The organism is Paenibacillus sp. J31P190, assembly GCF_059692075.1.
The window spans coordinates 110987-127500 of record NZ_JCAUAS010000008.1; the positions used below are offsets into that span (position 1 = coordinate 110987).

The 16514-nt window shown below is 45.2% G+C and carries 12 protein-coding genes; all 12 read left to right on the forward strand.

Annotation, left to right across the window (positions count from 1 at the left end):
• Positions 1–24 precede the first annotated feature (24 nt).
• Positions 25–750, forward strand: coding sequence for an MBL fold metallo-hydrolase (locus AC58U0_RS16420; RefSeq protein WP_497380054.1), 726 nt, complete (start codon positions 25–27; stop codon positions 748–750).
• 35 nt (positions 751–785) lie between these two features.
• The gene (locus AC58U0_RS16425; protein WP_497380055.1) at positions 786–3221 is read left to right on the forward strand and encodes an alpha-mannosidase; all 2436 of its coding nucleotides are present in this window, start codon (positions 786–788) and stop codon (positions 3219–3221) included.
• A 13-nt stretch (positions 3222–3234) separates the two neighbouring features.
• Positions 3235–5829, forward strand: a complete 2595-nt coding sequence (locus AC58U0_RS16430) for a glycoside hydrolase family 2 protein (RefSeq protein WP_497380056.1) — start codon at positions 3235–3237, stop codon at positions 5827–5829.
• A gap of 183 nt (positions 5830–6012) precedes the next feature.
• A complete protein-coding gene (locus AC58U0_RS16435) occupies positions 6013–6819 on the forward strand; it encodes a DeoR/GlpR family DNA-binding transcription regulator (protein WP_497380057.1) in 807 nt (268 codons plus the stop codon).
• 417 nt (positions 6820–7236) lie between these two features.
• Positions 7237–8235, forward strand: coding sequence for a LacI family DNA-binding transcriptional regulator (locus tag AC58U0_RS16440; RefSeq protein WP_497380059.1), 999 nt, complete (start codon positions 7237–7239; stop codon positions 8233–8235).
• Positions 8236–8251: 16 nt separating this feature from the next.
• Positions 8252–9124, forward strand: coding sequence for a carbohydrate ABC transporter permease (locus AC58U0_RS16445; RefSeq protein ID WP_497380060.1), 873 nt, complete (start codon positions 8252–8254; stop codon positions 9122–9124).
• Between the two features lie 13 nt (positions 9125–9137).
• Positions 9138–9980, forward strand: a complete 843-nt coding sequence (locus AC58U0_RS16450) for a carbohydrate ABC transporter permease (protein WP_497380061.1) — start codon at positions 9138–9140, stop codon at positions 9978–9980.
• A gap of 102 nt (positions 9981–10082) precedes the next feature.
• On the forward strand, positions 10083–11387 hold the full coding sequence (locus AC58U0_RS16455) for an ABC transporter substrate-binding protein (protein WP_497380062.1): 1305 nt from the start codon (positions 10083–10085) through the stop codon (positions 11385–11387).
• Positions 11388–11455: 68 nt separating this feature from the next.
• Positions 11456–12721: an amidohydrolase family protein gene (locus tag AC58U0_RS16460; RefSeq protein ID WP_497380064.1), complete on the forward strand. Its 1266-nt coding sequence runs from the start codon at positions 11456–11458 to the stop codon at positions 12719–12721.
• 2 nt (positions 12722–12723) lie between these two features.
• Positions 12724–14763: an AGE family epimerase/isomerase gene (locus tag AC58U0_RS16465; protein WP_497380065.1), complete on the forward strand. Its 2040-nt coding sequence runs from the start codon at positions 12724–12726 to the stop codon at positions 14761–14763.
• 108 nt (positions 14764–14871) lie between these two features.
• The gene (locus AC58U0_RS16470) at positions 14872–15534 is read left to right on the forward strand and encodes an aspartate/glutamate racemase family protein (protein WP_497380066.1); all 663 of its coding nucleotides are present in this window, start codon (positions 14872–14874) and stop codon (positions 15532–15534) included.
• Positions 15535–15579: 45 nt separating this feature from the next.
• A complete protein-coding gene (locus tag AC58U0_RS16475) occupies positions 15580–16500 on the forward strand; it encodes a class II fructose-bisphosphate aldolase (protein ID WP_060648815.1) in 921 nt (306 codons plus the stop codon).
• The last annotated feature ends 14 nt before the right edge of the window (positions 16501–16514 follow it).

The window sequence follows — 16514 nt, forward strand, 5'->3', positions numbered from 1 at the left end:
CTTTTAATAAAGGAGGATCCTCAAATGTCTAAAGCTGTTAAACTCGCAGAAGATTTCTACGTTGTATCTGGCGACAAGCTGACTCATCAGTGGGATGCGAGTGCTTATTTGATTACAGGCAAAGAGCCTGTGCTAATTGACTGTGGAGGTGCAGATGGCTATCCGGCGTTAAAGCGTAACTTAGGGGAGCTTGGCGTGCAGCCGCAAGATATTACGAAGGTGATTGCGACACATGGTCATTGGGATCATGTATCCGGCTTTGCACAGTTGGCGCTGGAAAGCAGAACTGAGCTTTGGATTCACGAGGCTGATCGAGAGCAAGTGGAGCAAGGCGATTACGATCGAACGAGTGCTTTTCTCTATGGCAAGCCTTTTCCTGCTTTGCAGGTTCATCGGACGCTAATTGACGGGGAGATGCTGCAAATAGGCAGGTTCTCTGTAGAAGTTATACATACACCAGGTCATTCTCCTGGGAGTGTATCGCTACTGCTTACGGATGGTATTCACAAGATTCTCATTGCCGGTGATACCCTGTGGGGAGGCTACCATACCAAAGTAGGATCTGATATTGAAGCATGGGGCAGCTCGCTGGATAAGCTGTTGACTTATGATTTTGACATGATGACATTCGGTCATTTGCCTCCGACGTTGGTCTATGACGCCAAAACGAAAGTAGCCGAGGCACGGAAGCAGCTGGGTGTTTATTTTAACCCATGGTTCAAGCCCATGTATGAGACTTTCCAATATTGATTTCACTCCAATAACCAAAAAAGGTAGGGGAATTTATGAAACAGAAGAAACTTTACATGATCGGAAATGCGCATCTGGATCCAGTTTGGCTTTGGCAGTGGCAGGAAGGCTTTCAAGAAACGAAGGCAACCTTCCGGTCAGCTCTCGATCGCATGAAGGAATATGATGATTTTATTTTCACCTCGAGCTCCGCTGCAAACTATGAATGGGTTGAGAATAACGACAAAAAAATGTTTGAAGAGATTAAGGAACGTGTACGTGAAGGCCGCTGGCAAATCGTTGGCGGATGGTGGGTGCAACCAGATTGCAACATTCCCGGAGGGGAATCGTTTGTTCGTCAAGGCTTATATGGCCAGCGTTATTTCAAGGAGAAATTAGGCGTAACCGCGAAGGTGGGTTATAACGTCGACAGCTTTGGACATCACGGCATGCTGCCGCAAATTTTGCTCAAAAGCGGTATGCCTTATTATATTTTTATGCGTCCCATGCCGAATGAGAAAGGCTTGCCAGGACGTCTATTTCACTGGGAATCGGATGATGGCAGCCGCGTGCTGACTTACCGGATTCCATTTGAGTACTGCACATGGGGCAAGGACCTCGAGAAGCATGTTCGCCGTTGTATGGAGGAGCTGAAGGATCCCTTTGGCAATTTGATGGTCTTCTACGGGGTTGGCAACCATGGGGGAGGTCCTACGAAAGAGAACATCGACAGCATCAAACGGATGAATGGGCTGCCTGAATTTCCGACGATGGAGATGGCTGCACCGAATGAATTTTTCGCAGATATGGAAGCTATGCAGCTGCCGATTCCAGTCGTCCACGATGATCTTCAGCACCATGCCAGCGGTTGTTATGCCGTTCATTCGGGCATCAAGCATTGGAACCGTCAAGCTGAGAATAAACTTCTAGCGGCTGAAAAATGGTCGTCATGGGCTGAATTAAGAACAGGGCAAGCTTATCCAACGGATTTTCATCGAGCATGGAAAAATGTGTTGTTTAACCAATTCCATGATATCCTTGCCGGGACTAGTCTTGAATCGGCTTATGAAGATGCTCGCAACATGCATGGAGAAGCGATGACGATTGCCGAGCGTGGTTTGAACTATGCGATACAATCGATTTCCTGGCATATCGGCATTGAACAGGAAGATGGGATGAAGCCAATCGTTGTATTTAATCCTCATTCTTGGGAAAGCACCGTTAATATCGAGTTAGAAATTGGCGGCATCAAGGATACGACGATATTGGTAGATGAGAACGGCAAGCAGGTTCACTTCCAATTGGTGCAATCTCAGGCAACGGCTGGCGGGAGATACCGTCTTAGCTTTATTGCCGAGCTGCCGTCCATGGGGTACCGGGTGTATAAGGTGCTAACAGCTTCGCAGGAACCCAAATTGGCAACACAATCTATTAAAGCGAATGACTATGCGTTGGAAAATGATAGATTCCGCCTGGAATTTGATCCGAAGACAGGCTTCATCTCCAGCTTATTTGATAAAAAAGTAAATGCTGAAGTATTCCGCGGGCCCGCGGCGAGACCTGTCGTTATCGAAGACAAGTCAGATACTTGGAGTCATAATGTATTTCATTTCAACAATAAAATTGGTGAATTCACGGCGACAAGTGTTCAGCGCGTCGAGCATGGCCCGGTTAAATCAGTCATCCGAGTCACAAGTGAATATGGCAGCTCCAAGATCGTGCAGGATTTCACCTTGTATAAACAATTGGGCTTTATCGATGTCAAAGTGACAGTGGACTGGCGTGAACAGTTTAAAATGTTGAAATTGGTATTCCCAATTAATTTGGTATTTACCAAACAGACCTATGAAATCCCATACGGCTTCAAGGAACGGGAGCATAATGGGGAAGAAGAGCCAGGCCAAAGCTGGGTAGATTACGGCGGTATTTTACGTGACATCGGAGAGCATGGAGGGACTTCCTATGGTGTTTCTCTCATGAACGATGCGAAATACAGCTATAGCATTATGAATAAAGAGCTTGCGATGACGGTGATTCGCAGTCCTATTTATGCCCATCATGATCCTGTAGTTCCCGAGCCTCAAGGACACTATTCCTTCATCGATCAAGGCATTCAGACGTTTAATTACAGACTGCTGCCGCATCAAGGCAGCTGGGAGCAGGCTGGAACGGTCAAGCATGCACTGGAGCTAAATCAGCGTCCGATCACACTCATCGAAACCTATCATGAGGGAGAGCTTCCTCAAAAGGATTCCTATTTGAACGTAAATAAGGATAATATCATTGTCAGTGTAGTGAAAAAAGCCGAAGAAGGCAGCGATCTAATTATTCGTGCTTATGAAACAACGCGAGAAACGACCGAAGCGACCATTCGTTTACCTCACTTGGATCGGGAGATAACAGCCAAATTCGGTCCTTGTGAAATTAAAACCTTCCGTGTTCCTGCCGATCCGAACCTCTCAGTTATAGAGACGGATCTAATCGAGTGGTAGGGCGGTGTCTGATATGACTATAACTCAAATTAGTTTGAACGGAAGCGATTGGCTCTTCAAAGACTTCTTAGGTGAGGACTGGATATGGCGAAATGCAGAAAAACCCGACTCCAAAGATAGTCGTTGGTGGAGGAAAGGGACAGTTCCTGGAACTGTCCTCTATGATCTATGGCAAAATGGGGAGGTTTCGGATCCCTATTTTGAGCGTAATAGTCTACTGGCAGAATGGGTGCCTGAACGAACGTGGATTTATAAAAAATGGTTCGACATCGATGCTTCCATGTTTGGTCAGCGCGTTCAGCTTCATTTTAAGGGTGTTGATTTTGAGGCGCAGTTTTTCCTGAATGGTGCTAAAATAGGTCATCACAAAGGCATGTTTACGGCAGCGGAATTTGATGTCACGGACACCCTTCATTATGGCGGGTCGAATCTATTGTCTGTTGTGATTGAAAAAGCACCGGACGAACAACCGCAGGTTAGCAAAACAAGCTATGTTCGCGAACATAAAAGCCGGATGACGTATTGGTGGGATTTCTGCCCGAGAATGATTCATCAAGGGATATGGGACGATGTGTATTTGGATGTCACGGGTCCGATTCGTATCGAGGATATTTATGTGAGATCAACGCTTTCCAATGATTTTGGGCTAGCTAATCTTACGATAGAGTCGACGCTTTCCTCTGGGAAACAAGCGGAAGTACGTCTGGAGACTTGCATTTTTTCAGGTGATGACCAAGTAAATTCTGTCATATCCGATCACCTAGTAAGTGAGGGGGAAAATAAGCTTAGCTCTATTGTTGAGCTTAACCATCCTCGACTATGGGAGCCGAACGGTTCGGGTGAAGCCCATTTGTACCGAGTCCGAATTAACGTGTTTGAAAGGAAAAATGATACTGAGGGACGTGCCGACAGTCTGCTTAGTACCGTCAAAGAAATAACGTTCGGCATTCGAACAGTGGCATGGCATCGGAATGAAACACCTGATCCTACGGCAAGGCCTTATGTACTAGTGGTGAATGGGCATAAAACGTACATTAAAGGCTGGAACTGGGTACCTATGGATGTCATGTATGGTAGAGAGCAGCCGGCTAAGCTGGAAAGACTGTTAACGTTAGCCAAGCAGGCAGGAGTTAATATGCTGCGAGTATGGGGCGGAGGGCTGATTGAGAGGGATGCCTTCTATGAGCTTTGCAATCGTTACGGCATCATGGTTTGGCAGGAATTCATCCAATCCAGCTCTGGGATTGCGAACAAACCGAGTGAGGATGAGGCTTTTATCACGATGATGGTGCAGGAAGCCGAGCAAATCATTCCGAGAAAGAGAAATCATCCTTCTCTTGTGCTGTGGTGTGGAGGCAATGAACTGCAGGATAGCGATGATCGGCCGCTTGACGATACGGAGCCCGTATTGGGAGCCCTTAGACAAGTGGTTGAAACACTACATCCGGATGCACTTTGGCTGCCGACATCGCCTACCGGTCGATGCTTCTCGAATACGCTGGACAACATCGAGCAGGATCCTACTGGGCAGCATGACGTGCATGGCCCTTGGGAGTTTCAGGGATTGTCGCAACAGTATGAGCTCTATAATAAAGGAACCTCACTGCTCCATAGTGAGTTCGGCGTAGAGGGAATGACGCATTTAAAGACGCTGAACCATACGATTTCTGAATCTAATCAGTGGCCAGCAACCCGGGATAATCCTATTTATTTTCACCGAGGCTCCTGGTGGATTAATGAACCTATGGTTCAGTCATCCTTCGGAAATGAGCTTCGTAATCCGGAGGAGCTCATACGCACAAGTCAGTTTCTGCAAGCAGAGGGACTCAGGTATGCGGTAGAATCTAATCTTCGACGGATGTGGCAAAATAGCGGAACACTCCCATGGCAGTTTAATGAGCCATTCCCGAATGCTTATTGCACTTCCGCGCTTGATTACTTTACGAACCCTAAGCCGGTTTACTATGCGATGGCTAGAGCCTATCAAACTATACAAGTTTCAGCCAGCTTTGCGATGATTGCATGGGAAGGTCAGGAAACTTTTAAAGCGGATGTATGGATTGTACAGTCAGATAGGATAGAACTTGGAGAGTTAACCTCGCAGTGGTGTTTAGTTGGAGCAAGCGGACACATATATTCAGAATTCCAGTGGCAAGGAAAAGTGGCGCCTAGTGCTGCCACAAGACTTGGGGAGTTTGAACAGTCCCTCGAGCAGCTGCAAGAGGATGTGTTCTTCTTCCGCATTAATCTTGTAAACGCCGCGAAGGAAGTCATCAGCAGTAATTGCTATCCTTTTAGCGTCACAGCTAATTTGGTGCCGATGTTAGAACTGCCACAAACCACCATACAGGTGGAGAAAACGATTTCCGAGGAAGGGGTATTCTGGCAGCTTCAACTTACGAACGTGGGTACACAAGCAGCCTTTCTAGTCCATCTAGAGGATACTCGTCCGGTAACTGCAGAAGGATATGTTTATTATACGGATAATGACTTCTCCCTACTCCCTGGTGAAAGCAAGTCGATTAACGTCCGGTGGAGCTCCATTCCTGAAGCAGACAGGAAACTGGACATAGCTGCTTGGAACAGCCCGGTTCAAAACATTTTATAACGGATAGGACTTAATAGCCTCTTCTACTGGGGGGGGGTTACGGGGAACGCTCTTGACAACCCTACTAAGAAAAGCGATATTAGAATTTGCATATCTTCATTGAGAAATCCCCAATCAGAAATCCCTTTCTGATTCGGAAACTAATAGTGTAAAGGTATTCGAGGATTAGAGGGGGATCAAATTATGATTGCTATTCATCGCAGAACCAAAATAAAAGAAATTCTCTTCCAAGAACGCAGTGTTAAAGTAGCTGATTTGGTGAAGGAATTCAATGTTTCCGAAGAAACCATACGCCGCGATCTGAACCAATTGGAGCAGGAAGGCATCATTCAAAAAAATTACGGCGGCGCCATTTTGATGGAAGAATTGCAAAATAATTCACAAAACATTCCGCCAGTCGAGCAGCGGAGATTCCAATTTTACGAGGAGAAAGATGCGATCGGGAAAATGGCCGCTTCGCTGGTGGAAGGCAATCAAATCGTCATATTAGACGCTGGCTCAACAACCTGGTGTGTGGCGCGTCACCTAAGAAATGTGCCAAAGCTGATGGTAGTTACGAACGGAACAGATGTCGCAGAGGAAAGCAGTCATAATGAAGATGCTTCAGTCTTTGTCATTGGCGGGAAGCTAATTAAGAAATCAATGAGTCTTGTTGGTCCCCAAGCGGAATTAGAGCTGCAGAAATATAATGCCGATTTCTCCTTTTTAGGCGCCTCTGGGATAACCATGCGTAAAGGTTTTACAAGTTCTGATCTCTATGAAGCGGAAGTAAAGCGGGCCATGATATCGGCAGGACAAAAGATTGTCATTGTTGCGGATCACAGTAAATTCGAGCGGCAAGGTTTAGTTTCCTTTTCCAGCTTTCAAGATGTTGATATTCTGGTTACTAGCGACCTAGTAGAACCCAGTATTCTTGATGAAATCCGCCAGTGCGGGGTGCAGGTGATTGTTTGTCCTGTAAAGGAATTGATCCTAAATGAAGATGAATGAGAGTTAAAGTAACAGTAAAGAATAGTGGGTAGTCCAATAGAAGCCTTAAAGGCATCTAGGACCCCCGCTTTTTTTTATTGAATGCTGTCTTGGTGAATGGGAAATGTAGGTTTAAACCAGATGAATCTGGACATCGAATAGGTTTGTTCATTTGTTAAATTAAGTGTTGACATTTTCATGTGTAAGCGATAACATGTACATATAGAAATTTGGTATGAATAAAAGTGGGAACGATCCCAAACAAGTGAGGAAAACTTAATAAGATGACCCTTTTTTTTGAATACAAAATGGGAACGTTCTCAGAAAGTGAGATTACCTATCGAAGCAAGCAAAAAATCAAACTTTTATCCTTAAAATGGGAACGTTCCCGAAAATAAAAATTCAATCAATTTGTTCAAGCATAGAGGGGGGCAGCCAATGAATCCAACGATTCATGACGTCGCTAGAGTAGCGAACACATCCAAAAGTACAGTATCACGTTATTTGAATGGTCAAAAAGTAAAGAAAGCAACAGAAGAGGCCTTAGAGAGGGCGATTATAACTCTTAATTACCATCGGAATGAAAATGCTCGAAGATTAGTCATGAGTCGGACGAATACGATCGGCATCGTAGTCGACAACATTTCGAACATATTCTACTCAGGCATTATTAGAGGGATTGAAGCCGTAGCCAATAAGAAAGGCTATAACTGTATATTCTATAGTGGTACTTCAAATGCCAAACAAGAGGCGTCCTTCCTTCATCTACTTTTCGAAGGACAGGTTGACGGTATTATCCTGCTTAGCTTCCAGAAGCGGGATCTACTTGAACTGGAGCGGATGATGGATGTTCCGTATCCGCTTGCATTAATTGGCGATCATGGGGAAATGGACGGCTTATATTCCGTTGATATCGACAACGCTTCTGGAGTTGCTGATCTGGTTAACTATCTGCATGAATTAGGACATCGTCGAGTAGCCTATATTTCGGGTCCTAGTCACATGGGACCTATCAAATACCGGTTGAAAGGCTTGCAGCAGAAGATGCAAGAATTGCAAATGGAATTCCGGCCTGAGTGGGTCGTGGCGTCGGATTGGACCAATCAAGGCGGATACGAGGCCATGAAAGAGCTGCTTAAAGAAGAAGGCTATACGGCAGTCATTGCCTCCAGTGATGAAACAGCGATCGGTGCGCTTCGAGCACTACAGGAGCAAGGGATTCAAGTGCCTAACCAAATGTCGATCGTCGGATTTGACGATATCACCCTGTCGAGTTGGGTTTCCCCGCCATTGACAACGGTTCGCCAGCCTCTACAGCAGGTTGGGATGAAGGCAGCGGAAGGCTTGTTTGCCCAAATAGAGGGAGAAACAGTAGAGAGAACGTCTCATTTATTTAAACCGACACTGGTGATTCGTCAATCTTGTACCAAACTTTAGAAAAGAGTTGAGACCGATGATTTCAAAAATCAATAAGTCGAATTACGGATATCTATTTGTAGCTCCATTTTTCATAGGATTTGGGGTCTTTGGTTTAATTCCGATTTTATATACGTTTTATTTAAGCTTTACCAAATGGGATGGATTTACAGATCCCGTTTATGTCGGCTTGGCCAACTATTCTCGTCTTTTGCACGATACGTACTTCTATCAAACGATAGGGAACACCTTGATCATTTGGGTCATGTCGATTGTTCCACAGCTGATCATTGCTCTCGCTCTTGCGATTATTTTGAATGAGAAATTTATTCGCGGCAAGCATTTTTTCAGGGCTGTGTACTACTTTCCCCATATCATTACACCGATTACGCTTGGCGTCATGTTCAGTTTAATGTTCGACTGGCAAACGGGTTCAGTTAATAAGGTGTTGATGGATTTAGGAATTGTTAGCGACCCAGTGAACTGGTTCAGTAGTCCTTGGTGGTCGCGTATGATTGTATCGGGCGTCATTTGCTGGCAATATTTCGGATTTAATCTGATCGTGTTTGTCGCGGGACTGCAATCTATTTCAGAAGAAGTGTACGAAGCGGCCAAGATGGATGGCGCGAGTAAATGGAAAAGCACGCTATATATTACGCTTCCCATGCTGCGTCCTGTCTTTCTGTTCACCTTCATAACCTCAGTTATTGGTGGTCTGCAATTGTTTGATGCGCCGCTGATGCTCGGTGATGGTCCTAACAATACGACTAGAACTATGGTCATGTATCTCTATCAAACCGCATTCAAAAATTTCGATTACAGCTATGGAGCAACAGTCGCTTATGGTATTTTCATTGTTGTCATGATCTTGACGGCAATCACTGCGAAAGCTTCGAAGCTCAATGAGTAGGAGGTGACGACCCGTGATTAAGAAAGCGTTTCAATTTGATTGGTTTATTTTGAAAATCATCATCTATGTGGTGTTAATTGCGATAGCTTTGACTTGCTTACTGCCTTTTTACAGCATGATCATTACCTCCACGCACACGAACTCAGACATTGCCCGGAAGCTGCTGATCGTGCCTGGAGACCAGTTCTTAGTGAACTATCATAGGCTCATTGAAACCGTTAACATCTGGCGTGGTTTGGGAAATACGTTGTTCATCACCATAACGGCGACGCTCATTAATGTGTATTTTGCTGCGTTAGCTGGTTATGGATTCTCCAAATACAACTTTCGTTACAAAGGCGTGTTATTCATGATCACCCTAGGGACGATGATGATTCCGGGACAATTGGGGATTATCGGATTTTATAAACTAATGGATGTTTTCCATATGTTGAACACTTATTATCCGCTCCTGCTTACGTCAGTCTATAACGCATTCGGTATTTTTCTAGTCAAACAGTTCGCGGACACATCGGTACCAACCGAAATTATCGAATCTGGAAGAATAGACGGTTATGGTGAAATGCAGCTTTTCCATCGCATCATTTTACCGTTAATGAGTCCTGCGCTTGCCACGTTAGCGATCTTTGCTTTCATTGGAAAGTGGAATGACTTTTTAGTTCCGATGATTATTTTGTTCGACGCCGACATGCAAACTTTGCCAGTCATGATTGCGAGTGTTAAATCGCAGTTTTCATCCGACTTTGGCGCTCAATATGTAGGAATTGTGATATCGGTCGTCCCGATCCTGGTTTTCTTCTCTTTTATGTCCAAGCGGATTATTAACGGAGTTGCGGCTGGAGCCGTAAAGGGCTGATGCGTAGACATTGAGAGGAGTGATGCGCGGCAATATGTTATCGTCATTTTAACCAGAAAAACATCACTATACTTGTAAATTAACTCTAAGGGGCGATATATCTTGAAAGCACAAAAATGGGCTTCTATTTTAATGACAACGGTACTTGCAACAGGTGTTCTAACGGCTTGTGGTTCTAAATCAACTAACAATAGTTCAGCGACGAATACTCCTGCGGCATCGGTCGCACCCGTAGATCCGGCAAAGCTGTCTGGAACTCTCTCCCTATGGACTTTCTTTGATGGAACAAAAGGCATTGCGACAGCATTTGAAAAGAAATATCCGAATGTCAAAGTTGACGTTAAGGTGTTCCCTGGCGATCAATATCAAATCAAACTGTTGTCAGCGCTGCAATCCGGCAAAGATGTGCCCGATGTGCTTGACCTTGAAAGAAGTTATGTTGGTAAATTCATTGAATCTCCGTTCTTGATGGATTTAGCACCAATTGGCGCGGCTGATCTAGTTAAAAATTACATTCCATATGTCTCTGAGCTTGGTAAATCGTCAGACGGCAAAATCAAAGCGATTTCTGATCAATCCTCTCCAGGCGGCTTCTGGTATTTGAAAGAAAATGCGAAAAAGTTCCTCGGTACGGATGATTCGAACCAAATCAGCGAAATGGTGAACAGTTACGATAAGATCATTGAGCTCGGTAAAAAAGTTGCGAAGCAAAGCGATGGCAAGATTCATTTAATTGCGAATACAGGGGACTTGAATGACATTGCCAGCTACAATACACAGCCTTTCTATGTGAATGGCAAATTAAATGTAGATCCGAAATGGGAAAAAATATATAACAGTCAAAAAGAAATTCGTGCGAATAACGTAGATGCGAAATTACCATTCATGTCAGCGGGCTGGGGTAATGCACTTAACGACGGAAGTGTTGTATTGGTAGCGATGCCTGCTTGGGCAACATTCATGATCGGTAACAAAGATAACAAAGCCGTTGGTAAGTTTGGCGTTGCCAAAACACCAGAAGGTTTCTACAACGGTGGAACATTCCGTGCGATTTATAATAAAACGGCCAATAAAGACATCGCTGCTGAGTTTATCAAATTCTCCGCTAGCGCTGAATGGCAGAACGCAGATCTGATTGCAAGAGGGAACATGCCAGCACTTCAAAGTGTTTATGAAGCAAATGTAGATAAGTATACAGCTTCTTTAACTGGCGATCAAAAAGTACTGCAGCCTTACTACGCAATGATGAAGTCAATGCCAGTGATTAAGTCTGATAAATACAGTGATTCGATTCTAGGTCTATGGAGAAAAGTAGCAAGTCAAGGACTTACAGACAATAAAAGCTATGCGGATGTTGTAACAGCCTTCCAAAAAGAAGTGAAAGCAGCGTTCCCTGAGCTTCAATAATTGAAAAAAAGAAAAGCGGCTGTTTCTTCAAGAAACAGCCGCATATTTAGAAGGAGAGAGACCAGCTAATGAGCATCCTTCATGATTATGTTAACCGAATCCGCATCATTGACGGTCATGAACACCTGGCAACACCGCAAATTCGAAAAAGAGAAAATCATGATTTGTTTTCCTTGCTGCATTACTTGGACTCTGATTTTTATAGCGCAGGTATGAAAATGGGTGCGTTAGGAAGACAAAGTTCATTAGATGTGGAACAAAAGGCTTCCTTGTTTATGGACTATTGGCATAAAACAAAAAATACAACGTATGCCCGGATGTTTCGTACAGCCATGGAAGATTTATATGAGTTAAGCGAGTGGAACGTGAAAGGCCTATTAGAGGCGAATGAAAAAGTGTCCCAAGCAACACACAATCCTAACTGGTATGAGCATGTGATGGCCCAAAAGTCCGGCATTGATCTTGCTTTTACACTGATACAAACAACGAAATTGGAATACGAGCGTTTTCGTCCCATCATGTTTATGGATTTTACTTTCAAACTTCGAACATTGAAGGATATCACTGCTGTCGAGAGAATGTCTGGCGTTACGGTCTATCATCTGCGCCAATATTTGGAGGCAGTGGATACCTTATTGCATAAATATGTTCAGGAAGGCATGGTCGCGACAAAGTTTGGGCATGCCTACTGGCGCTCTCTATCTTGCGGTAAACCGACCTTCCATGAAGCGGAATTGGCTTTCAATCGTCTGCTTGGCTGTACACTGGAAGAATCGCTCTCACAAGCTGAAACACAGGCGCTGCAGGATTATTTGATCCATTTTATCATCCAACGTTCGATTGCTTATGATCTACCGATTCAAATTCATACAGGTCATCATGAAGTAAGTGTTTCTTCCAACGGTAACACGTTAACGAATTCGAATGTGGAATTGCTGATCCCGCTGCTGCTGGAATATACGGAAGCAAGATTTGTTCTGCTCCACAGCGGATACCCCTATTATTTGCCTTATTTAAGCCTTGTAAAAAATTTTCCGAATGTCTACGCAGATTTTACATGGGTGTACATCATTTCGCCGACGGCATCTAAACAAATATTGCATCAGGTGATTGAAATGGTCCCAATGACTAAAATTCAAGGCTTTGGCGGCGATTATAACTTTATCGAAGGGACATATGCCCACCAGAAGCTGGCCCGCAAAGTGGTGGCGGATGTCTTGACGGAAAAGGTGGCCGATGGCGCACTTGATGAATCAGAAGCCATGACCTTTGCTGATCGGATTTTCCGAACGAATTTAATCGAACTATATAAGCTGAAGGGTTTGGAGGAATAGCGATGCAGTGGAAGTTATCGGATAACGGCTTAGAGCATGCCGTGAAGGCATTTGAAATTACTACGGCTGAATCCAAGCATCAAGCAAGTCTTCGATTTTCCAATTTGTTATCGGCAAGCGGTAGGGACGGGGATCAGGAAATGGTACCCGTTGATGAGATAACGTCAACATCTAACGGGCTGCAAGCTTCTGGGGAATCGAAAAGCTTTCAAGTACGATCAAGCTGGAAACAAATGAGCGATATTTGCGACTATTTCGAAGTATCCATGGAAGTTCAATACAAGGGCAAGCAAGCTTCTGCGTACAATTTGCAGTTTGGCTGCAGCCTTGAAGGAACGGGCAAGCCGGATTGGATGATTCCCGGCGCTTTTTACAAAGAGAATCGGTTCGAAAAAAATCTGCGCCCCTACCCTCGCTATGACTTTAAGGGGGGCGACCCTCAGCAAATGGTGTCCGATTATTGGTCATTTCGTGCAGATCGTGCAGCTCTTCCCGCGGTATTCGCTTGGAATGACGGGATGTGCGGAGCGCTTTGTACAGATGAAATGTCCCCGCTTGGACTTAGTGGTCTAGGCTTTAGAGGCAATGCAGCAGGAACGGAAATTTGGCTTAACTTTCCTTACAAGGAGGAGCCCGTTACGTTCATTGGTAACGCCGTGCCAGCACCAGCAGATCTGAATATGCATACGTTCCAACCTGAAGAGAAAGTAGAACTTCACTTCTATGTATACGCAGGCACTTCTGATGCGCACAGCTACAATCCTTTCGTTCGTCAAATGTATGCTGTACATCGTCAAGTAAATGGGCTGAATCCATGGATGGACCTGGAGCAGGCAGCAGAACTAACGGCTCATGGCCTGTACGAATGGCACTATGATAAAGAGAACGACATTCTTAGAGAAACGGCTGCTTTCGACCGCGAGTTTAACAACAATGTCAAAGGGATGGGCGATCGTCCGCACATGCACGTCAGTTGGGTTAGCGGTGTGCCTTATGCCTACGCCTTGTTGACCTATGGCAGGAAAAAAGAGGATACATCCTATACAGAAGCAGGCATCCGAGTGTTGAATAAAATCGCAACAGGGCTTGCACCGAGCGGAACGTTCTGGGCTTCATGGGAGCTCGGGAGAGGTTGGACGGCGGGCTGGAATCCGAAAAAGACGTGGCTGCAAGCCCGAACGGTATCGGAAGCAACGTTGTTCCTAGTCCGGGCGCTTGCATTTGAGAGAGAAGCAGCAGTCATGCATCCTGAATGGGAGCATGCTGTTCTTTCCAATCTTCGTTTCGCGGCGGAACATCAACGCTCCGATGGGAACTTCGGCTCCTACTATGATTGTGAGACTGGCGAAGTACAGGAGTGGGATGGCGCAGGCGGTATGCTGTGGATTGCAGCTCTTCTGGAGGGAGCCGCATACTTTGAAGACGAAGGTTTCGCAGCTGCTGCAGTTCGGGGAGGAAGCTATTACGAACGATTCATTCGTGACGAATATATTTATGGCGCTCCCGAGGACGTCCACTTAACACCGACTTCGGAAGATGCATACAACGCTGTCGTGTCGTATGTTCTGTTGTATGAGTTCAATCGTCAGCCGCTCTGGTTGGAGCTTGCTTCTAGTGCCGCGGATTGGATGATGACTTTCCGTTGGACTTACAATTTACAATTTCCGAAGCATTCTCTTCTTGCACAGTACGATTACTGTTCGCGCGGGGCTGATCAGGCCTCAACATCCAATCAACATTTACACAATTATGGACTTTTTGCAGTACCGGAGATGCTCCGGCTATGGACTTATACAGGAGACAGATATTATCTAGATCGTACGCGAGATCATATTTCGTGCTTCCTGCAGTTTATTGCGCGTGAAGATGGCGACTTCAATGCTTACAAAGGTATGGTAACGGAACGGTTCTACAATACGAATTGTTTCCAGCCGAAGGGAATGATGCTGACGTTATCCCATTCTTGGTGTATTGGACTCATCTTATATGCGGCTCAGGCATCTCTACCTTATGAAAATGACTTAGATTTATACGATCGATAATTGAAGTGGACCAAAGGAAAAGTAGGCTGCGTTGCAGCCTATGTAACTTTTGGGAACGTGCCCAAATTGCCAGATAACGTGATGTAAACACGCAAAGGAGCGATTTCGATGACAACAAAACTAGCCATTATCCATACAACGCCGGTAACGGTGGAAAGTTTAAAAGCATTAGCCGCAGAGCTTCTGCCTGGGGTCGAAGTGATGAACTGGGTGGATGATTCCATTTTGCCGCAGCTCATAGCGAATGGCGGGCAAATCAACGAGATTGAAGAGCGCTTCCTTCAATATGCTCAAATTGCCGAGAAAGCAGGTGCTTCTTGCATTTTGAGCGCATGCTCCTCCATCGGTGAGTTGGTTGCCCGCATACAACCGAAACTCCAAATTCCCATCATTCGTATCGACGAACCGATGGCAGAGTTGGCGGTGAATTCAGCACGCAAGATTGGTGTTGCGGCAACGCTCGAAACGACATTGCAGCCGACCAAACGAATGCTTATCAGCAAAGCAGAGCAAGCTGGCATAGCGGTGCAAATTGATACAGTCGTCGCAAAATCTGCTTATCAGAAGCTCCTCGCTGGAGATAAAGAGGGGCATGATGTAGAACTCGCATCTGCACTCCGCAATCTTGCAGCCAATACAGATGTCGTTGTGCTTGCGCAGGCTTCTATGGCCCGCGTGATTTCGCAGTTTGCTCCAGAGGAACAAACGCGTTTTCTAAGCAGCCCGCGTTTAGGAATGCTGCGGGTTAAACAAGCCATGGATCAACTATAGCGTTACCTCAATAGTAGAAGCTTTATATAAAAGGAGACATACTCGATGACAAACTCAACACCCACTGCACCGGTAATCACATTAAAACAAGCACTTGAGATTTCTGAAGCGAACCATTTTGCGATTGGCTCTTTCTCGCCGCGTTATACACCCATGATTGCAGCCGTTCTGAAGGCGGGCCAAATCGCGAACTCACCGTTAATTGTTCAAATTTCACATAAAGAATTGATTCGTTATGGGATTACAGCAGCTGAATTTGGAGAAGAATTTTACCGTCAAGTAAAGGAACAGCAAATCACAGTTCCTGTCGTATTGCATTTGGATCATACAAAGGAATTAGAAACCATTAAAGAAGCGATTGCAGCAGGCTTTACGTCGGTCATGATTGATGCATCGGAGAAGCCATTTGCCGAAAATGCGGAAATTAGCAAGGAAGTTGTGGAATATGCCCATGCGAAAGGCGTTTCCGTAGAAGCCGAGCTTGGAATGATTGGCACAACAGACTTCGTAGAAACGGATAAAGATGAAGAATTATATACGAATCCACAGGAAGCGGCTGAGTTCGTCGCGATTACCGGTGTTGATGCGCTGGCTGTGTCTTGCGGTACCGCACATGGCGTATATGTCGTGAAGCAGCCGAAAATCGACTATGACCGCTTGATGGAAATTCGCAGATTGACTCCGGTTCATCTTGTCCTGCATGGAGGTTCTGGCGTACCTCCTGAAATGATGCGCAGAGCCTACCAATTGCCAGGCGGCGGTGTTAGCAAAGTGAATATCGCGACGGATTTGGAGCTTTCGCTGCTCCAAGCACTTGGACGTGAAGAACGGATGACCAATGAAGAATGTAAAAACTTAGCGCCGGATAGGCTGCAAGTTGGTCGTGATGCCGTTACGCAAACGGTGATGGAAAAAATGAAGCATTTTTTGAACAGTGCTGGTAAAGCGGATGTTTTTAATAAATAGATCGGGGGATTCTC